Genomic DNA, 18,947 nt, shown 5'->3' with positions numbered 1-18,947 from the left:
CGCCCCTTTCGCGACACAAGGCCGCTCCCACATGAGTCCTGCGCGGTATCTGCGGAAGCGGCCTAGTGTCGCGATGGGCTGCAAAGCAGCCCCAAAAACCACCGCCACACACGTCTGCTATATCAATCATCATCCACCGCCGGTTTCGGCGGTTCTGGCCGCAACCCCGGCAATGGCTGGTCCTTCGGCGGCCCGGGCACCGGCATCGGTGGCAACAGCGGCGCCCCCGGCTGGCTGTCATAAGCCTTGGGCGGCGTACTCGGGGTTATCTGCGGGTATGGCGTAGGCGTCGGCGTACCGGGTGCGCCGGGTACCGGGGTAGTGAGCCGGGGTGGCGTGCTGGCGGCTTCGGCCAGGGGCCAGCCTGCCAGCAACAGCGCGGTGAGGATCGCGTGAAACATCAGCAACCTCCTGTCGGGAACCTTCCAACAGCCTACGCCTAAATCAAAGCTTTCGCCTGTCCGCCTGCCCTGCAAGCGCGCTAGACTCAATGACATAACCGTCATCTGCCTGATCAGAACAAAGGAAACAACATGAGCTCCACCTCTTCCGCCGCCGCCACCGCGCGCCTCGACCGCATTCTGGCCGACGCCAAGCGCGACAAGGAAATGGGCTACCGCGACAAGGCCCTGAGAATGTACCCGCACGTTTGTGGCCGCTGCGCCCGCGAGTTCGCCGGCAAGCGCCTGAGCGAGCTGACCGTGCACCACCGCGACCACAACCACGACAACAACCCGCAGGACGGCTCCAACTGGGAGCTGCTGTGCCTTTACTGCCACGACAACGAGCACTCGCGCTACACCGACCAGCAGTACTTCAGCGAAGGCTCCACCAGCACCCCGAGCATCGCCAAGGCCACTCACAACCCGTTCGCTGGTCTTGCGGGCATGCTGAAGAAAGACTGACCATCGATTTGCCCCCCGCAGCTACCGGGCAGCCCGTATAATCGCGCTTTTTTCGCGAAGGGCCCCGGTACGTGGCAAACAAACGATACAGCTGCATCGGCCTGTTCAACCCAAAGTCGGCAGAAAACGTCGGCTCGGTGATGCGCGCCGCGGGCTGCTATGGCGTCAATTCGGTGTTTTACACCGGCAAACGGTATGAGCGCGCGCGTGACTTCGTCACCGACACCAAGCGCGTGCACTACGACATCCCGCTGATCGGCATCGACGATCTGCAGCGCATCATCCCGCTGGGCTGCACGCCAGTGGCGGTGGAGCTGGTGGAAGGTGCGCGGCCCTTGCCGGAATATACCCACCCGGACCGGGCCATCTACATCTTCGGGCCGGAGGATGGTTCGTTGAGCGAGGAAGTGCGGGGGTGGTGTGAAGAGACTATCTACATTCCGACCGAGGGTTGCATGAACCTGGCAGCGACGGTGAACGTGGTGCTGTATGACCGTTTGGCCAAAGGGCTGAATACCCGCTCGGGGCCCAAGTTCAAGTAATGAAAAGGCCGCCACTGCAACAGCAGGGGCGGCCAGGTGCTGAGCTCCGTCAGAACAGCACCGGTCTTGCTCGAATCACGAAGCGTTGATCCAGATGGTCTTCAGCTCCGTGTACTGGTCGTGGGCCCAGATGGACTTGTCGCGCCCACCAAAGCCAGACTCTTTGTAGCCACCGAACGGCGTGGTCACGTCACCTTCGCCGAAGCAGTTGACTGTGACCACACCCGCGCGGATTTCACGCGACAGGCGCAGCGCATTGCGCAGGCTGCCGGTGTAGGCCGAAGCCGCCAGGCCGTATACGGTGTCGTTGGCCAGCTCGATCGCCTCGTCGATGGTCTCGAAGCTGGTCACGCTCAGCACCGGGCCGAAGATTTCCTCGACGAACAGTTTGTTGTCACGGCCAACGTTGTCGACGATGGTCGGCTGCACGAACACGCCGTCCTCGGTTTCGCCCCCCTGAACGATGCTGAGTTTTTGCTCGGCAGCGTATTCCAGGTACGACTTGACCTTCTCGAAATGCGACTTGCTGACCATGGCGCCCAGGCGGTTGTCCGGGTCCAGCGGGTCGCCCAGCTTCCAGCCCTTCAGGTGCTTGGCGATCAGGCTCAGCAGCTCGTCCTTCACGTCCTTGTGCACGATCAGGCGCGACGAGGCCGAGCAGTTCTCCCCCATGTTCCAGAACGCACCGGCGGTGACGAACTGGGCCACTTCGTCCAGGTCCTCGACGTCGTTCATGACCACGGCCGGGTTCTTGCCACCCAGCTCCAGGACGATGCGCTTGAGGTTGGACTCGGCAGCGTATTTCAGGAACAGGCGGCCAGTGTCGGTCGAGCCGGTGAAGCTGACCATCGGGATATCCATGTGCCGGCCGATGGCCTCACCCACTTCGCGGCCACCGCCAGGCACCAGGTTGAACACACCGGCCGGGATGCCGGCCTCGTGGGCCAGCTCGGCCACGCGCAGGGCGCTGAGGGTGGTTTCTTTGGCCGGTTTGACCACAATCGAGCAACCGGCAGCCAGCGATGGGGCAATCTTCCAGGCCAGCATCAGCAGCGGGAAGTTCCACGGCAGCACCAGGCCGACTACGCCAATGGCTTCACGCACCACCATGGTGACGGCTGCGTTGCCGGTCGGCGCGGTGGCGTCGTAGATCTTGTCGATCAGCTCGGCGTGCCAGCGGAGCGTGTGGATGGTTTCCGGTACATCGACTGTCTGGCACTCGCTGACCGGCTTGCCACTGTCCAACGCTTCCAGCACGGCCAGCTCGTGGGCATTGTCCTCCAGCAACTGGGCGAACTTCTGCAGCACGTGCTTGCGGTCGCTGGGCTGCATCTTCGACCAAGTGCCTGCTTCGAACACACGCTTGGCAGCGGCCACGGCGACGTTGACATCGTTGACGTCGCAGGCGGCGACCTCGGCCAGTTGCTTGCCGGTGGCCGGGTTGGTGGTGACGAAGGTCTTGCCCGAGATGGCATCGCGGAATTCGCCGTCGATGAAGGCCTTGGTCCGCAGTTGCAGTTCGGCGGCGATGGCCGCGTATTGTTCCTTGCTCAGCAATTCAGCCATTTTTCCGGCCTCCTTATTTGATCTGGGCGATGGTGGCTTTCAGCTCGGTGACCACGCGCTTGAGTGCTTGCTTCTCGGCGTCATCCAGGTCGTACAGCGGCTTGCGCACGCCGCCGGTTTTCAAGCCATTCAGGGCCACGCCGTTCTTGATGGCCTGGACGAACTTGCCACCTTCCAGGAAGTCCATCAGCGGCATCATGGCGGCCATGATCTTGCGGCCTTTGGCGAAGTCCTTCTCGATCACGCAGGCCTCGTAGAGGGCCACGTGCTCGCGCGGGATGAAGTTGGAACCGGCGCAGACCCAGCTCTGGGCGCCCCAGGCGAAGAACTCCAGGGCCTGGTCGTCCCAGCCGCACGACAGCTGGATGTTCGGGCGATGGATGGCCAGGCGGTGCAGCTGGGCCATGTCACCGGAGCTTTCCTTGATGGCGACGATGTTCTTCACGTCGGCCACGGCGTCGAAGAATGCTTCACCCATGCTCACGCTCATGCGGCCTGGGTAGTTGTAGAGCATGATCGGCAGACCGGCGGCAGCGTCGACAGCCTTCACGTGCAGGGCGATTTCCTGCTGGGTCGGCAGCGCGTACGGTGGGGTGCCGACCAGCAGCGCGTCAGCCTTGATTTCCTTGGCGTGCTGGGCGAAGGCAACCGCATCTTCGGTACGGATGCCACCGGTGCCGACGATCAGCGGCAGGCGGCCGTTGAGCACGTCCTTGGCCTGGGCAGCCAGGTCGATGCGCTCCTGGGTGGTGTGGGCGTAGTACTCGCCGGTGGAGCCGCCAATGATGACGCCGTGGACTTTCGACTCGACCAGGTATTCGAGGACCTCGGCGAACGCCGCCTTGTCGATCGAGCCGTCCGCAGCCAGCGGAGTGATTGCCGGGGTGTAGATGCCTTCGAATTTCACGGTAGGTTCTCCAGTGCGTTGCTCAGTGTTGTGAAGGCCGCAACGCAAAGACGCTGCGGCGGGTTGTAGGGTTTCAGCTCAGCGAAGCCGCTTGTTGCAGGTTCAGCGAGCGGGTTTCCGGGGCCAGGGCAACCGAGAAAGCCAGGCCGACGAAGGTCACGGCAGCGGCGGCGTACATGGTGGCGCCGATGCCGTAGCTATCGAGGGCGATGGGCACCAGCCAGGTGCCGACGGCGGCACCGACCCGCGACATGGAGGTGCCCACGCCCACGGCGCCGGCACGGATTTCGGTGGGGAACAATTCGTTGGGGTACACCAGCTGCAGCACCTGGGCGCCACCGATGAACAAGGCATAGGCACCAAACAGCACCAGGATGAGCATCTCGTTGCCGTTGCTGAAGGCACCCAGGCCCAGCAGCGCCAACCCCGACCAGAAGAAGCTGTGCAACAGCGTGGTGCGCCGGCCGATGGTGTTGAGCAGGCGGGTGCCCACAATACAGCCGACCACGAAGAGGAAGGTGATTGCAATGGAGCCGATCGATGCCCAGTCACCTTTGAGGTTCAGCGCGCCCAGCACTTTCGGGGCGAATGCGTACACCGCAAACACAGGGATCACCGAGCAGGTCCAGAACATGGTGACGAACAACATGCGCTTGCCATAGCCGGAGTGCAGCAGGCTGAGGAACGACAGTTTGCGGGCCTTGGGCTCTTCCGGCAGGTTGCTCAGCGAAAACCCCTGGCCGTAGACGCGCTTGATCACCTCATCGGCCTCGGCCGAGCGGCCCTTGCTGATCAGCCAGCGTGGCGATTCGGGAGTACCCAGGCGGATGGCGAACAGCAGCGCACCGATCACTGCGGCGCTGGCCAGCACCAGGCGCCAGGCATCGTCGCCGCCGTGGCGAAGGATGGCCTCACCCGCCAGATAGGCAGTGGCGGCGCCGGCAAACCACAACACCGTCAGGGTAGCCAGGCGCGGGCCACGGTTCTTCCTGGGCAGAAACTCCACCAGCAGCGACGTGGCGACCGGATATTCGATACCCACGGCAATACCGATGGCGAACCGCAGCAGGAACAATACCAGCGCCGACTCGACCCAGAACTGCGCGACCGAAGCCAGGATGAACAAGGTCGGGCCAACGAAGAACACGCGCTTGCGGCCGAAGCGGTCGGTCAGCCAACCGCCGAAGAAACCACCGAAGAAAATGCCGATCAACGCCGAGGCGGCGATCATGCCCTGCCAGAAACTGGTCAGGTTGAGCCCTGCGGACATCTGCACCATGGCCACGCCGATGATGCTCAGTACATAGCCGTCGACGAACGAGCCGCCACCGGAGCGCAGGGTCAGCCACTGGTGGAAGTTGTTGATCGGTACATCTTCAATCGAAACATTCGGACTTGTCATTATTGTTCCTACCATTTCTGCTACATGCACATTTGCAAGGCGAGCGCGTCCGCGAAACTGAAAACCGCCTTCAGCCCCGGGTGATCGAACTGCGCATCTCGATCATCAAGTTCGGGCAAGCCGCGCCCGTGCCGGCCAACCAATGCCGACGTAAATGTTCTATTGGCCTAACTCAGCTGACGATCAGCTTTCTTTGCCAGCGCGGAACTGCCCCCACATGAGGTTGGCGTTCAGCCCCAGGGAAACCAGGGGTTGCGGCGGGTTTGCAGAGGGCCCGGGGGCATTGAGCAAAAACTCGATCAGCTCGTGCTTGTCGCCAGCCAGCCAGTCGGCCAGCAACTTGCCGGTAACGGTGCCACGGGTAACGCCCAGGCCGTTGCAGCACAGTGCACCTACAACATTGGGCGCCAACTTGCCAAAGAAGCCCATGTGGTTGCGCGATAATGCCAGTGCACCGCCCCAGGTATATTCGAAGTTCACATTGGGCAACATCGGGAAGCGTCGGGCGAACGATTCGCGGTGGCGCTGGACGAAGCGCTCCAGGTATTTGCCATTGCTGCGCCCGTCGGGGTTGTAGCTGAAGCTGTTGCGGATCAACAGGCGGTTGTCGACGGTGCGGCGCATGGTGGTGCCGAACGGGTCGGCCGGGATCACGCCCCAGTAGGGCTTGCCGCCAAGACGTGCCTGTTCGTCCTCGGTCAGCGGCCGGGTGATGCTGCCGTAGGTGAACACCGGCAGCATGCGGCCCTTGAGGAAGCCGAAGCTCATGCCGAAGGCGTTGGTGGTGAGCACCAGCTTGTCGGCGGTGATCGAACCGTGGGCGTGGCGCAGCACCACCTTGTCGCCGTACTCGACGTCGGTGATCGGGGTGTGCTCGTACAACGAGACGTTGGACGGCAGGCTGTCGGCGAGGCCTTTGACCAACGCCGAAGGTTGCAGCAAGGCAGTGCCGGGCGTGAACAGGCCCTTGCGGTAGAAATCCGTGCCGATGTGCTCAGGCAGGTCGCGCCCCTCGACCACTTCGTAGGGTTGCCCCAGTTTGTCCAGCCCCCGGCGGTAGGCATCCAGCACGGCAATACCGCGGCCTTCGATGGCCGCCTGGTACTTGCCGCAGTGGCGGAACTGGCACTCGATGTCGTAACGCTCGATCAGGTCCTTGAGGTACTGCTGGCCACCCAGGTTGAGCTTGAGCACGGTCTTGGCGATATCGATGTCGCCAATGTAGTCCTCGGCGCCGATATCGTGCGGCAGGTCGATGGCAAAGCCGGCATTGCGCCCGGAGGTGCCATAACCGACCTCCTGGGCCTCGACCAGTATGATCTCGTCATGCGGAAAGTTCGTTGCCAGCTGCCGCGCGGCAGCCAGGCCGGTGAAACCGGCGCCGACCACCACCCAGCGCGTCTGGCTGTGGCCCTTGTGGGCCGGCCTTGGCGTGCGGGGCTTGCTCAGGTGATACCAGCCACAGGTGGCATCATCGGCGGGTAACGAACTTATTCTTGTCATGTCACAAACCTGGTTCTTGTAGTCGTCGAATGGTCAGCACCGGCGGGGCTTACCTGTGTAACTCAAATCTGAATCGGCACATCCAGCCCTTGCGGCGCGGCGTACTCCGCCATGCGCCGGCGCGACAGCTCGAAGTGCTCACGCACCAGCTGGCCTGCGGCTTGCGGGTCGCGGCGCTCGATGGCCTGGATCATTTGTTCGTGCTGTTCACACGCCAGCTCGAGGTCGCGCTGCATGTCGTCGGTGGTCGGGTGGCGATAGAAGATCTTGCCCAAGCGGGTGTGGTCGATCAGCAGGCGGCGCAGGCTTGGCATCAGGTAATCGTTGTGCGCCATCTTGCCGATTTCCAGGTGGAAGGCGTCGTTGTAAAGCACGCGGTTTTCCACGTCGCGCTCTTCGATGGCCTGGCGGAATTGGGCCTGGATAGCCTTGAGCACTGCGATTTCTTCAGCGCTGGCATAGGTGGCGGCCAGCTGGGTAGTGGCCACGTAGATAAGCGGGGCGGCAACGTAAAAGCTGTGCAGCGACTCGTGGTTCATGGCGGCGACGCGTGGCGCGCGGTTGGCTTCCAGTTCGATGTAGCCTTCGGCGGCAATCTGGCGCAGCAACTCGCGCACAGGGGGGCGCGACAGGCCAAATTCGTCGCACAGGGCCAATTCATCCACCACGGCGCCCGGGGCCAGTTCCATGCTCAGGATCCGGCGACGCAGCGCTTCGGCGAGGACGGCTTTGCGGTCCTGCGGCACTTCTGCAGCGAGTGGTTGGACGGTGGCTTTCATGGCGGCCTTCTTTGTTGTCATAGCGCTGTGTCTACTATTTGTATAACGACTATAGGGTACTGTTAGACAATGTGTCTACAGCATTTTCGATGAACGGCGAAATCTGTCTGAGCCTTTGTTTATAAGGGTTCCAGCGGGTTTCCGGGGGAGATTAAACACCCTTGAGGCTGCATTGCCAAACCGGACAAAAAACTCTCCAGACAAGACAAGTGCGCACAATGTGCCGGCCTCTTCGCCGCTACAAACAAAAAAGCCACCTGCAAGCAGGTGGCTCCCTTCCAGTCACATTTCCCGTTACGCGGTTGCCAAGGCCTCCCGCCGCGCATGCCGTTTGCTGGTAACCACCCCCAGCACCAGAATCACCAGCGCCAGTGCCAGAGTCAGCGACACCTCCATGCGGTGCTTGGGCATGACAAACATGGTGCCCAGGGCAAAGATGATGAAGCCGATGACTGCATAGGTCAGCCACGGGTACAGCCACATACGGAAAGCGATCTCGACATTCTGCCGCTGCAGGATCGCGCGCATGCGCAGTTGCGAGCACGCAATCGCCAGATACACCAGCAAGGCAATCGAACCGGAGCTGGCCAGCAGGAAGGCGAACACCTCAGCCGGGGCAAAGTAGTTGACGATGGTCGCCAACATGCCGATCAGCGTACTGCCAATCACCGCCGCACGCGGTACGCCAACCTTCGAGGTGCGCTGGATGAAGCCCGGTGCATCGCCACGCTTGCTCAGCGAGTAGAGCATCCGCGACGAGATGTAGATCGACGAGTTCAGGCAGCTGGCCACCGCCACCAGCACGACGATGTCCACCAACTGCTTGGCGTAGGGGATGCTCATGATTTCCAGCGCTCGCTGGTAGGAGCCCTGCACGGGCAGCAGCGGGTCGTTCCATGGCACCACCGAGATGATCACGAAGATCGAAAGCAGGTAGAACACGCTGATGCGCCAGATGACCGAACGGGTAGCCTTGGCGATGTTGCGTGCCGGGTCTTTCGATTCGGAGGCGGCAATGGTCACCGCCTCGGTACCCAGGTAACTGAACATGGTGGTCAGCAAGGCGCCGATAATCGCCGTCCAGCCATTGGGCATAAACCCGCCCTGCTGCTCCAGCAACCGTGGCAGCCCACTGACTTCACGCCCTGGCAACACACCGGCCAGCGCCGCTGCCCCCAGGGCGATGAACGCGACGATGGCAATGACCTTGAGCATGGCGAACCAGAATTCGAATTCGCCGTACTTGGCCACACTGAACAGGTTGGTCGCGGTCAGCAGCACGGTCATGCTCAGGGCAAAGAACCAGGCATCGATGTGCGGGAACCAGTTGTTGAGCACCACGCCAGCGGCGATGGCTTCGATGGGAATCACCAGCACCCAGAACCACCAGTACAGCCAGCCGATGGTAAAGCCGGCCCAGCGGCCGATGGCGCGGTCGGCGTAGGTGGAGAACGAGCCGGTATCGGGGCTGGCGACTGCCATTTCCCCGAGCATGCGCATCACCAGTACCACCAATGCACCTGCCAAGGCGTAGGCGACGATGGCCGAGGGGCCGGCCGCGGCGATGGCGTGCCCGGAGCCGATGAACAACCCGGCACCGATCACCCCGGCGATGGAGAGCATGGTCACATGGCGTTGCTTGAAGCCTTGCGCCAGCTGATTGCCGGCGCCACTCGCGCTTGTCATTGTCATCCTGATCCCTGCTTTTGTTTTCTTTGTGGGGGGACGTGAAGCTCCTGGATCGAAACCCAGCGTGGATGAGCTTCGCGCCCGGTCACGGTACGCCAGCAAGGGGGCGGTCAAGTTGCCTGGATCCGCCACGGAGTTGACCATAGATGACATTGCCACCGCCGGGCGCCCCGATTGAACGCCGGCGACTTCCTGCAGGTCACCTGCAGACATTTCACACGGAGGTCCTGCCATGTTCGATATCCACTCTGCTGCGACGTCGCAGCACAATGTTCATGGCCTGGAACGGGTCAGCTCGCTGGCTGGCGGAGCGCTGATGTTCAGCAAGGGGCTGCGCCATGGTGGCCTGGTCGGCTTGCTGCAAATGGTGGTGGGCGGCATTGCGGTAGCACGCGGCGTCAGCGGGCACTGCTCAACCAAGGCCTGGTGGCAGCGGCATCGGCAGGAATACCACCGGTTGCGTTCGGATATAGCGCGCAGCGCGGCAGAACTGGAGGTGTTGAAGGCCAGTGCCAGGGCGGCGACCAGAGGGGTGACGGTAACCGGGAAGGATCCGTTGGCCGACAGCTGAATCTGCTTTACCTGTACCGACCTCTTCGCGGGCAGGCCCGTGAAGAGGTCGGTACAGGTAACAAAAGTGCCTAGCGCAACGCCTTGCTCTGCAACACCTCGGAACGCCGGCCCAGCACATTCTCGCTGATCTGCACGAAGTCCTCGGTACTGACGCTGGGCAGGCGCATCAACCCGCGCACCACATCGTCCAGCGAGCGCTTGGCCTGGGTGTGAATGCGGATTTCCTTGTCCAGTGCCTGAAGCAAGATCACCCCACGGGCCACCTGGGCCGGGCTTGTGCGCTCGCCCTTGAGCCGGGTGACCTTGGCGCCTTGCTTGCTCAGGCGGGCCTGCCAGGCCTGGTAACGGTCATCGCTTACACCACCGGAACGGCGCAGCAACTCGCTGGCGTAGTAATCGGTCAGGCTCTCTACCAACCAGTCATTGCCGTCGCGCCCATGAATCTGCGCAAACAGCTGCACCACTTCGCGCAGCAACGGGCTGCTGCCATTCTCGCTGACCATCGGCCGAGCACTGTGCAGGTACAGCGAACCCTGGGCCGCCATCGCCCCACGCCACATGCCGTCACGCGCCCCCACCAGCAGCAGCTTTGGCGGATTGCGCGGGAACACTGCCTGCAATTGCGGCCAGACGAATGTGAGCAAGGTCAGGCTGTCCATACGCCGCATGCCCTGCCCCACCGGCGCGGCAACGGTCACTTCGGTATCGCCCAGGCGGGCACGGCGGCTGCCCAGGTCACCGGCCAGCATCCAGCCGGTCGGGCGATCGAACAGGCGCGAAACGTTGTCGATGCGGAATTTGTCCTTGCCAATACGCGGCCATGAGGTTTCGATGCTTTTCCACCCTTCGGGCAGGTCGAAAGCCAGGCGCGCCACAAGCTCCGTGCCATCCTGCTGATCGAGACGCGCAGGCGGTATCAGCTGATCGCCGAGAAACAGCGCCCAATGCGGGGTAATGCGCGATGAATAAGCGCCACTGGTCAGTTTCTGGTCCAACTGCACGCGGTAGCTGAGGCTGGTCTTGCCCGCCGCCGGCTGCCACACACCACGCTGGCCCTTGAGTTGCCATTGGCCATCTGCCTGGAAGCCACTGTAGGCACCGGCCTTGCCCAGGTCGAAGTCCAGGCTGCGCACGGCGCTGCCGTCGGCCAATGTCACGCGGACTTGCGCCTGACCACTGGCAGGCAGCAGGCGCACCTGGTAGTCGAGGTCGACTTTTTTCGCCCAGGCTGGCGAACTGGCCATCAGGCCCAACAGCAAGAACAGCTGGCAACGCATACAGAAACTCCTTGTTTCCCCGTGGCAGCGGGCCGCGCCGGTCAGCTGGCGCGGAAGATCAGGTGGTCTTCCCAGTCGTCTTCGTGCACATCCTGCTCCCTGAGCATACGCCCCGACTGGGAAATGCGCTGTTCATGGACCTGTTGACGATCGCCACAAACCAGGTGATGCCAGGCTGGCAGGTCCTTGCCCTCACTGACCAGGCGGTAGCCGCAGGTACTCGGCAGCCACTTGAATTGGTCGGCCTTGCCTGGGGTGAGCTGGATGCAGTCCGGCACCTGGGCGAAGCGGTTGGGGTAGTCGCTGCACTGGCAGGAATCAAGGTCCAGCAGCTTGCAGGCGATGCGCGTGTAATAGACGCTGTTGTCGTCTTCGTCCTCGAGCTTTTGCAGGCAGCACAGGCCGCAGCCGTCACACAGCGCCTCCCACTCTTGCGGGCTGAGTTGTTCGAGGGTCTTGCGCCGCCAGAACGGCGCGTTTTCAGCGATCATCACACGGGGTTCCTGCATTCATCTTGGGGCCACGGCGCGCGGCGGCGCCAGTCTAGAGCCTGGCCTTCGGCAAAGCCAGACCGCTTGTCAGTCGCGACGGAACGCAGTAGCGTGCGCTTTTCCCGTCCGTTTGCAGGAGCCGCCATGAGCGCCAACCCCCGCATTGCCGATTACGCCATCAACGAGCAGTTCATCAACCGCTGGTCGCCACGCGCCTTTACCGCCGAGCCAATCAGCGAAGAAACCCTGCTGAGCTTCCTTGAAGCCGCCCGTTGGGCACCGTCGGCGTACAACTCGCAGCCTTGGCGCTTCCTTTATGCCCGCCGTGACACGCCGAGCTGGGAGCGCTACCTGAGCCTGCTGGTGCCGTTCAACCGTAGCTGGGCGCAACAGGCGTCGGCACTGGTGCTGGTCATTTCCAAGACCACGTTCGCGGCCCCAGGCGCTACGGAAGAAAAACCGGCGCTGTGGCACACCTTCGACACCGGCTCCGCCTGGGGGCACCTGGCGCTGCAAGCCAGCATCAGCGGCTGGCATACCCATGGCATGGCCGGCTTCGACCAGGACCTGGCGCGTCAGGAACTGAAGATTCCTGAAGGCTATGTGCTGCATGCCATGGTGGCGATCGGCAAGCTGGGTGACAAGGCCAGCCTGGACGAGGCGCTGCAGGCGCGTGAAGTACCGAGCCCACGCAAGCCGTTGAGCGAGCTGGCGGCCGAGGGCGATTTCAGCCTGTAAGCTAGGGGTTGGCTGTACCGGCCGTGTGCTGCGAAAAGGACGGTACAGACAACAGAATTCAGTAGCCCCGAGCGAAGTCCACTTCGCCACGCAGCCCCTGCCCCGCTTCATAAGCCCGTGCATTCTCGACAAACAACCGCACCATCGCCGCAGGCGAGGTGGGTGCCGAGCTGTGCCCGGTGAGCAGCAAGCCCCATGCGGTCCAGAACGGGTGCTGCTTGGGCAACGGCTCCTGCCGGCAGACATCGATCACCGCACCGGCGAGATGGCCTTCCTTCAACGCCTCTACCAGGTCGGCATCGACCACCGCCACCCCGCGCCCGGCATTGATGAACAAGGCCGAGGGCTGGAAGCACTTGAACAGCGCCGCGTCGTACAGGTCATGGGTGGCCGGCGTGTCCGGCAGCAGGTTGAGCACGTAGTCGACCTGGGCAACCATGCGCGGCAGGTCGGCCAGCGCCGCCACCTCGACGAACGGCGCCTGTTCACGGGCGCTGCTGGCAACCCCGTACAGCACCACGCCAAACGGCTGCAGAAACTCGGCCACACGCTGGCCAATGTCGCCTGTGCCGACAACCAGCACCTTGCGCCCTTCCAGGCTGCGCCCCGGGCGGTCATCCCAACGCCGCTCGACCTGGCTGACCAGGCGCGACAGCACCTCGCGCTCGTGGCCAAGCATGTAGGTGAGCATGTATTCGGCCATCACTTGGCCGAAGATGCCCACTGCACGGGTCAGGCGGTAATCACGCGGCAGCCCATCGGCCAGCAACGGCGTGATACCGGCCCAGGTCGACTGCATCCAGCCCGGTTTGTGGCCCTGGCGCAGCAGGCTTGCCAGCAGGTCCGGCTGGCCCAGCCACACCGGGCACTGAGGCGCCAGGCGGGCCAGTTCGGCAGAGTCGCCGCTGGTCAAGACTTCCACTTCAGGTGCGGCTGCGCGCAACAGCTCGGCGTATCGAGCATGATCATGCTCGGCAATCAGTACACGCATGATCAGACCGGGTCGTTACGGCGCAGCAGCTCTTCGGGCAGGTGCTCGATATACTCGTCTTCCGCCGGCGGCATCTGCAGGTGGTAGCCCTGGTTGTCGAGGTTTTCCAGCACCTTGGTGATGTCCTCGCGGGCCAGCTTGCGCTCAGGGCTGAGCACCAGGTCGAACGCGTGCATCGGGGTGCCGAAGAACGGCAGCAGGCCTTCGGGCACGCGCTCCAGGCCGTCAGCCTTGAGCACGTACAGGTACATTTCGTTCTTGCGTGGGCTCTTGTAAATCGAGCAAATGCGTTTCATCGAATCTCTCCGGCACCTGCAAGGTTGTCCAGCAGGGCCTGGCCCATACGCTCACGGCGCCAGCCGCGCAGCGAATCGGGCAGTTGATAAGGACCATGGGGGTAACCGCTCTTGAGCAGCGCCTCCAGGGTTTTCTTGCGCAGCATCAGCTCAGGGGCAATCCCCAGGCGCTCGCCTTCGGCCTGGCCGATGGCACGCAGCTGCTTGAGGATGCCAGCGGCTTCGATCGGCAGCGGCTCGGGCAACACCTGCGGCCATTGTTCGGCGGGCAGGCTGGCGGCGCGCTTGATCAGCTGGATGAGAAACTCTCCGTCCTGACGAATGGTGCGCGGGTGCATCTCGTCGATCTTGGCCAACGCCGACAGGTTGTTTGGCTGGCTCTTGGCCATGGGCCACAGCGAGTGCTCTTTGAGGATGCGGTTACGCGGCACGTCGCGGTGGCGTGCTTCGCGCTCGCGCCAGGCGCACAGCTCACGCAGCACGGCCAGTTGCTGAGGCGCCAGCTTCCAGGCCAGTTTCACGTCGCGGTACAGGGTTTCGGGCTCGACTTCACGGCGCAACGCGGCCACCAGCTCGGCGCCGTCTTCCAGCACCCAGGTGTACTTGTCGTCGCTCAAACGCGGGCGCAGCTCGGTGAACAATTCGGCAAGGTGCACGGCATCTTCGGCAGCGTAGCTGACCTGGGTTTCCGAGAGCGGGCGTTGCAGCCAGTCGGAGCGGGTTTCACCCTTGGGCAGTTCGATGCCCAGCACGTCCTGCACCAGGCGCGAATAACCCATGGAGAAGCCCAGGTTCAGGTAACCGGCGGCCAACTGCGTGTCGAACAGTGGTTGGGGCAGCTTGCCGGTCAGGCGCAACAGCACTTCGAGGTCTTCGCTGCAGGCGTGCAGCACCTTGACCACACCGCTGTCTTCCAGCAAGTCGGCCAAAGGTTGCCAGTCACCGATCAGCAATGGATCGATCAAAAAGGCCCGCTGGCCGTCGCCGATCTGGATCAGCCCGGCTTTAGGGTAGAAGGTGTCGACCCGCATGAATTCGGTATCGACGGCGACGAAGGGCAGTTGGTGCCAGTCGCGGCAGTGTTCGGCCAGGCTCTGGTCGTCACGGATCCAGTGAATTTCGATGGCCACAAGGCTCTCCCACTAACATTGGCGCGCAGTATATACGGCGCGGGCACTGCTGGTGAAACCCGGGCCATCCTTGATATCGATCAGTGGTGCAGTTATGTGGGGGCGGGCACGCCCGCGCCCACGGAAAGCGCGCTTCGTTTCAGCGCTTGGCCGCCAGCCAAGGCCGGCAACTGGCGAACATGTCCAGCGACTGCCGGTAGACCTCGGTGCGCACCTGCAACAGGCCGAGCATCGAATGGAACAGGTTGTCCTGCGACAGCGGGGCATCGCTGAGCTTGGCCAGGCAGTCGGTATCGATGCCAAAGTCTTCCTTGTAGCTGTCGGAGAACCAGGTCAGCAGCGGTACGTGCTTCTGCTGCTCGGGGGCAATGGCGTACGGCGTGCCGTGCAGGAACAGGTTGTACTCACCCAGCGACTCGCCATGGTCGGACAGGTAGATCATCGCCGTGTCGACCTTGTCCTGCTTGCTGCGCAGGGTGTCGATCAGTGAGGCCAGCACCTTGTCGGTATAGGCCAGGGTGTTGTCGTAGCCGTTGATGATTTCCTGCTCGCTGCACTGGTTCAGCGCGTTGCTCTGGCACACCGGGGTGAAGCGTTCTTCGCCACTGGGGTAGCGCTTGAAATACTCGGGGCCGTGGCTGCCCATCTGGTGCAGCACCAGCACGGTGTCCTTGTCGAGGTTGTCGATCAGCTCGTCCAGGCCCTGCAGCAGGATTTGGTCATGGCATTCGCCATTGGCACACAGTTGCGGGTCCTTGAGATTGCTGACATCGATGAACTGCACCCGGTCGCAGGTACCCTTGCAACCCGACTGGTTGTCACGCCACTGCACGGCCAGGCCGGCACGCTGGAGGATGTCCAGCAGCCCTTCGCGGTTCTTGGCCACGCGGGCATCGTAGTCCTTGCGCGTCATGCCAGAGAACATGCACGGCACCGAGACCGCCGTTTCCGTACCGCACGAGTGCACGTCGGAAAACGCCAGCAAGCCCTGTTGCTTGGCGAGGTTCGGCGTGGTGTCGCGGTCGTAGCCCAGCACACCGAAATGGTCTGCCCGGGCACTTTCCCCAACCACCAGCACGGTCAGCGACTTGCGCTCATGTTTTTGCCAGGCTGCATCACGCTTGGCATCTTCGCCATAATTCTGGAACGGGCGCGAGGCGGTACCGACACGCTCGCTGACATAACCAATGGAGGCCCCGACGATATTGCTTGGGGTCAGCATCAGGCGCAGTTCATGGTGATTGCGAAACAGCGACGACAACCCTTGATAATTGACCAACGCTACCGAGCCGAGGGCCACCACGCAGGCACCGCTGACCACCAGCTTGCCCAGCAGCTCGCGGTGCCAGGCACGGTAGGCGATCGGCGCTTTCCACAACAGAACCGAAGGCAGTACGCCCAGCAGCAGAATATAGGCGGCAAACTTGAACGACATCAGGTCGCGCACTTCCGCAACATTGGTCTCGGCCATATTACGGAACATGCCAGAGTCAATAAGTACGCCGTACTGATTCATGAAGTAAGCCACACCCGCGCCACTCATGAACAACACGATAAGTACCGGCTTCAATACATAGCGGAAGGCAAACAACGTGAGGATTAGATTGAAAGCGAACAGCATCAGCACGGCAAACGCCAGGCTCAGCCAGAGCCCCGACAGGCCGGCGGGCACAATCTCTTGCAGATGCCCCCAAAGGAACATGTTGAAGCCGATCAGCAGGTAAAGGCTGGCCAGCAGCGTGACCCATTCAGTCCGCAGGGATTTGAAGTTGAGCATCAGTGTTCGCAATCAAGAGTGATTATCAACCCCCAGGCCAATTGGCACCGTGGGAAAGTTGGGCGAACTCTAGAAAGCGCGTCATCAATTTTTCGTGAAAAAGTCGGTAACAATTTCGTGAAGGCGCGTCTTTTATCAATTACCTGAAAGCCATTCAGCTGCCATTCAGGCTGGGCGGCCGCTACAAGCCTGCGCAAAGGCAGCTATCCTCAGTGGTCAGGACCTTACCGACAACCCTGACAGAGGTGAAGAAATGCCAGTTCCGCATGATCTGCTCGCTGACCTGCACGTTACCGCTGATGCATTCCAGGCGCTCATAGACAAGGACCACGACCTGCACAAACTGCACAAGGAGTACAACGCCAAGGACAAGGAGGTGGTCGCCGCCGAAGGCAACGGCACCAACGACGAGGCCGTCAACCGCCTGCGCAAGGAAAGGTTACTGATCAAGGACAAGATCGAACGGATCATTCATCCGCCCAAATCCTGACGGGCATTCATTGAACCTGCCGGCCTCTTCGCGGGCTCGCCCGCTCCCACAGAGTCACCACGGCCCTCAAGACCTGTGGAGTACCTGTGGAAGCGGGCAAGCCCGCGAAGAAGCCAGTTGCCCTTACACAGCAACCAGCGCTTTCAGCGCCCCATCCAGGTCCTCGACCAGGTCGCGGTAGTCCTCGATCCCCACCGACAGCCGCAGCAGGTTCTCGCTGATCCCCATCACCCCTTTCTGCTCAGGGCTCAACGAGCAGTGCGACATGCTCCAGGAGTGGTTGATCATGCTCTCCACCCCACCCAGCGAGTCGGCCAGCACAAAGATCTGCAGCGCCTCCACCAGGCGGTTGAGCGCAGCGCGGTCGCCCTTCACCTTCATCGCCACCACCGCACCGCCACTGCGCATTTGACGCTTGCACAGCGCATGCTGTGGGTGGCTTTCCAACCCTGGGTAATACACCTGCTCGACCTGCGCGTGGCTTTCGAGGAAGCGGGCCACTTGCAAGGCATTGGCGCATTGGCGTTCCATGCGTACATCCAGGGTCTTCAGACCGCGCAGGGCCAGGTAGCAGTCGAACGGCCCCTGCACCGCACCAATCGCCATGCTGATACGGCGCAGGCGCGCCAGCAGCGCATCATTGGCTGCCACCACCACACCACCCGTTAGGTCGGAGTGGCCGCCGATGTATTTGCTGGCCGAGTGCATCACCAGGTCCACGCCCAGGGTGATCGGGCGCTGGTTCCACGGTGAGCAGAAGGTGTTGTCGATACAGGTCAGAATACCCCGCGCCTTGGCCAGGTCGCATACCGCCTTGATGTCGACCAGGTGCAGCAACGGGTTGGTCGGCGATTCGATCCAGATCAGTTGGGTTTGCGGCTTGATCGCAGCCGCCACGGCCTCGAGGTCGTTGAGGTCGACGTAGGTGGTGGTCAGGCCCGAAGTGCGGCTGCGGTAGTCTTCCATGATGCGGAAGGTGCCACCGTACACACCGTTCATCACCACCACATGAGCATCTTTGGGCAGCAGCTCCAGCACGGTCGCGGTGGCATTCACCCCTGAGGCGCAGGCCACTGCGCCCACACCTTCTTCCAGGGCGGCAACGCAGGTTTCGTAGGCATGCCGGGTCGGGTTGCCGACGCGGCTGTAGGAATATTCCGGCTTGTCGTCCAGGCTGCGCTTGGTGAACGAGCTGGCGGTGACGATGGCCGGGAAAATGGCGTTATCGGCGACGCTGAACTGCTCGCCGGCGTGAATGGTGCGGGTGGCGAAATTGCGCGGCTTTTCGGACATGGTCAGGCCCATTGGCAGAGTGAAAGTCGCCACTATCGCATAACCCAAATCGTCTGGGCTTGGGGTAATCTGTGAAATATTTTTCTGCACGGCCAGCGCGCGATATGGACAGTTTCGACCAGCACATTCTCACCCTGCTTCAGCGCGACGCTTCGATCTCGCTGAAGGACCTGGCCGAGGCCGTCAACCTGTCCACCACGCCGTGCTGGAAGCGGGTCAAGCGCCTGGAGGAAGACGGCTACATCCTCGGCCGTGTCGCCCTGCTCGACCCCGAACGGCTCGGGCTGGGGCTTACCGTGTTCGTCCAGCTCAAGACCCAGCGCCACGACAGCGCCTGGCTGGAGCAGTTCGCCGCGACCGTGACGGGGTTCGAAGAAGTGATGGAGTTCTACCGCATGTCAGGGGATTGGGACTACATGCTGCGGGTGGTGGTGGGGGATATCTCGGCGTATGACCGGTTCTACAAAAAGCTGATTACCCGTACCGATGGGTTGTCGAACATCACCTCCAGCTTTGCCATGGAGCAGATGAAATACACCACGGCTTACCCCGTGCATCGCGCCTGAATCGGCGCTGGATTCTTCGCGGGCAAGCCCGC

Annotated in this window: 20 protein-coding genes; 6 read left to right on the top strand and 14 right to left on the bottom strand. The window is 62.4% G+C overall.

Annotation, left to right across the window (positions count from 1 at the left end; all coding sequences use genetic code 11):
* Positions 1 to 122: 122 nt before the first annotated feature.
* Positions 123 to 401, bottom strand: coding sequence for a hypothetical protein (locus Q9451_RS09635; protein ID WP_012273679.1), 279 nt, complete (start codon positions 399 to 401; stop codon positions 123 to 125).
* A gap of 132 nt (positions 402 to 533) precedes the next feature.
* On the opposite strand from Q9451_RS09635, the gene Q9451_RS09630 reads away from it, so the two are divergent.
* Together Q9451_RS09630 and Q9451_RS09625 are read left to right on the top strand one after the other, a co-directional pair.
* Positions 534 to 905: a YajD family HNH nuclease gene (locus tag Q9451_RS09630; RefSeq protein WP_003254676.1), complete on the top strand. Its 372-nt coding sequence runs from the start codon at positions 534 to 536 to the stop codon at positions 903 to 905.
* 71 nt (positions 906 to 976) lie between these two features.
* The gene (locus tag Q9451_RS09625; RefSeq protein ID WP_012273680.1) at positions 977 to 1,447 is read left to right on the top strand and encodes an RNA methyltransferase; all 471 of its coding nucleotides are present in this window, start codon (positions 977 to 979) and stop codon (positions 1,445 to 1,447) included.
* A gap of 75 nt (positions 1,448 to 1,522) precedes the next feature.
* Here Q9451_RS09625 and Q9451_RS09620 read toward each other — a convergent pair whose 3' ends face one another.
* The 6 genes from Q9451_RS09620 to gabP form a co-directional block, all read right to left on the bottom strand.
* Positions 1,523 to 3,013 carry an aldehyde dehydrogenase gene (locus Q9451_RS09620; protein WP_012273681.1) on the bottom strand — a complete coding sequence of 497 codons (1,491 nt, stop codon included), beginning with the start codon at positions 3,011 to 3,013 and terminating at the stop codon, positions 1,523 to 1,525.
* Between the two features lie 13 nt (positions 3,014 to 3,026).
* Positions 3,027 to 3,920 carry a dihydrodipicolinate synthase family protein gene (locus Q9451_RS09615; protein WP_012273682.1) on the bottom strand — a complete coding sequence of 298 codons (894 nt, stop codon included), beginning with the start codon at positions 3,918 to 3,920 and terminating at the stop codon, positions 3,027 to 3,029.
* A 73-nt stretch (positions 3,921 to 3,993) separates the two neighbouring features.
* The gene (locus tag Q9451_RS09610) at positions 3,994 to 5,322 is read right to left on the bottom strand and encodes an MFS transporter (protein ID WP_012273683.1); all 1,329 of its coding nucleotides are present in this window, start codon (positions 5,320 to 5,322) and stop codon (positions 3,994 to 3,996) included.
* 183 nt (positions 5,323 to 5,505) lie between these two features.
* Positions 5,506 to 6,825, bottom strand: a complete 1,320-nt coding sequence (locus Q9451_RS09605) for an FAD-binding oxidoreductase (protein WP_012273684.1) — start codon at positions 6,823 to 6,825, stop codon at positions 5,506 to 5,508.
* A 62-nt stretch (positions 6,826 to 6,887) separates the two neighbouring features.
* Positions 6,888 to 7,604, bottom strand: coding sequence for a GntR family transcriptional regulator (locus Q9451_RS09600; RefSeq protein ID WP_012273685.1), 717 nt, complete (start codon positions 7,602 to 7,604; stop codon positions 6,888 to 6,890).
* Positions 7,605 to 7,898: 294 nt separating this feature from the next.
* Positions 7,899 to 9,296 carry a GABA permease gene (gene gabP / locus Q9451_RS09595; RefSeq protein WP_041166559.1) on the bottom strand — a complete coding sequence of 466 codons (1,398 nt, stop codon included), beginning with the start codon at positions 9,294 to 9,296 and terminating at the stop codon, positions 7,899 to 7,901.
* A 229-nt stretch (positions 9,297 to 9,525) separates the two neighbouring features.
* On the opposite strand from gabP, the gene Q9451_RS09590 reads away from it, so the two are divergent.
* On the top strand, positions 9,526 to 9,864 hold the full coding sequence (locus tag Q9451_RS09590; RefSeq protein WP_012273687.1) for a YgaP-like transmembrane domain: 339 nt from the start codon (positions 9,526 to 9,528) through the stop codon (positions 9,862 to 9,864).
* 70 nt (positions 9,865 to 9,934) lie between these two features.
* Here the strand turns inward: Q9451_RS09590 and Q9451_RS09585 are convergent, their stop codons facing one another.
* Both Q9451_RS09585 and Q9451_RS09580 read right to left on the bottom strand, forming a co-directional pair.
* On the bottom strand, positions 9,935 to 11,143 hold the full coding sequence (locus Q9451_RS09585) for a hypothetical protein (RefSeq protein ID WP_012273688.1): 1,209 nt from the start codon (positions 11,141 to 11,143) through the stop codon (positions 9,935 to 9,937).
* Positions 11,144 to 11,184: 41 nt separating this feature from the next.
* Entirely contained in the window at positions 11,185 to 11,634 is a 450-nt protein-coding gene (locus Q9451_RS09580) for a YcgN family cysteine cluster protein (RefSeq protein WP_041166560.1), read from the bottom strand.
* A gap of 144 nt (positions 11,635 to 11,778) precedes the next feature.
* Between Q9451_RS09580 and Q9451_RS09575 the strand changes: the two genes are divergently transcribed.
* Positions 11,779 to 12,372, top strand: coding sequence for a nitroreductase family protein (locus Q9451_RS09575; protein WP_012273690.1), 594 nt, complete (start codon positions 11,779 to 11,781; stop codon positions 12,370 to 12,372).
* A gap of 58 nt (positions 12,373 to 12,430) precedes the next feature.
* Here Q9451_RS09575 and Q9451_RS09570 read toward each other — a convergent pair whose 3' ends face one another.
* From Q9451_RS09570 to Q9451_RS09555, 4 genes are all read right to left on the bottom strand, one after another.
* On the bottom strand, positions 12,431 to 13,363 hold the full coding sequence (locus tag Q9451_RS09570; RefSeq protein ID WP_012273691.1) for a D-2-hydroxyacid dehydrogenase: 933 nt from the start codon (positions 13,361 to 13,363) through the stop codon (positions 12,431 to 12,433).
* A gap of 2 nt (positions 13,364 to 13,365) precedes the next feature.
* Positions 13,366 to 13,659, bottom strand: coding sequence for a YcgL domain-containing protein (locus Q9451_RS09565; protein ID WP_012273692.1), 294 nt, complete (start codon positions 13,657 to 13,659; stop codon positions 13,366 to 13,368).
* Positions 13,656 to 14,789, bottom strand: coding sequence for a ribonuclease D (rnd, locus tag Q9451_RS09560; RefSeq protein WP_012273693.1), 1,134 nt, complete (start codon positions 14,787 to 14,789; stop codon positions 13,656 to 13,658). Before rnd ends, Q9451_RS09565 begins: the two co-directional genes overlap by 4 nt.
* A 139-nt stretch (positions 14,790 to 14,928) precedes the next feature.
* Entirely contained in the window at positions 14,929 to 16,566 is a 1,638-nt protein-coding gene (locus tag Q9451_RS09555) for a phosphoethanolamine--lipid A transferase (protein ID WP_012273694.1), read from the bottom strand.
* A gap of 253 nt (positions 16,567 to 16,819) precedes the next feature.
* Here Q9451_RS09555 and Q9451_RS09550 point away from each other — a divergent pair, with 253 nt between their 5' ends.
* Positions 16,820 to 17,056, top strand: a complete 237-nt coding sequence (locus Q9451_RS09550) for a YdcH family protein (RefSeq protein WP_012273695.1) — start codon at positions 16,820 to 16,822, stop codon at positions 17,054 to 17,056.
* 123 nt (positions 17,057 to 17,179) lie between these two features.
* Here the strand turns inward: Q9451_RS09550 and Q9451_RS09545 are convergent, their stop codons facing one another.
* Positions 17,180 to 18,361 carry an aminotransferase class I/II-fold pyridoxal phosphate-dependent enzyme gene (locus Q9451_RS09545; protein ID WP_012273696.1) on the bottom strand — a complete coding sequence of 394 codons (1,182 nt, stop codon included), beginning with the start codon at positions 18,359 to 18,361 and terminating at the stop codon, positions 17,180 to 17,182.
* A 92-nt stretch (positions 18,362 to 18,453) separates the two neighbouring features.
* On the opposite strand from Q9451_RS09545, the gene Q9451_RS09540 reads away from it, so the two are divergent.
* Positions 18,454 to 18,915, top strand: coding sequence for an Lrp/AsnC family transcriptional regulator (locus Q9451_RS09540; protein WP_012273697.1), 462 nt, complete (start codon positions 18,454 to 18,456; stop codon positions 18,913 to 18,915).
* Positions 18,916 to 18,947 lie beyond the last annotated feature (32 nt).

The organism is Pseudomonas sp. NY8896 (assembly GCF_039634505.1).
Note: the sequence above shows the minus strand (reverse complement) of the source record. Positions and strands in the feature narration are given on the sequence as shown.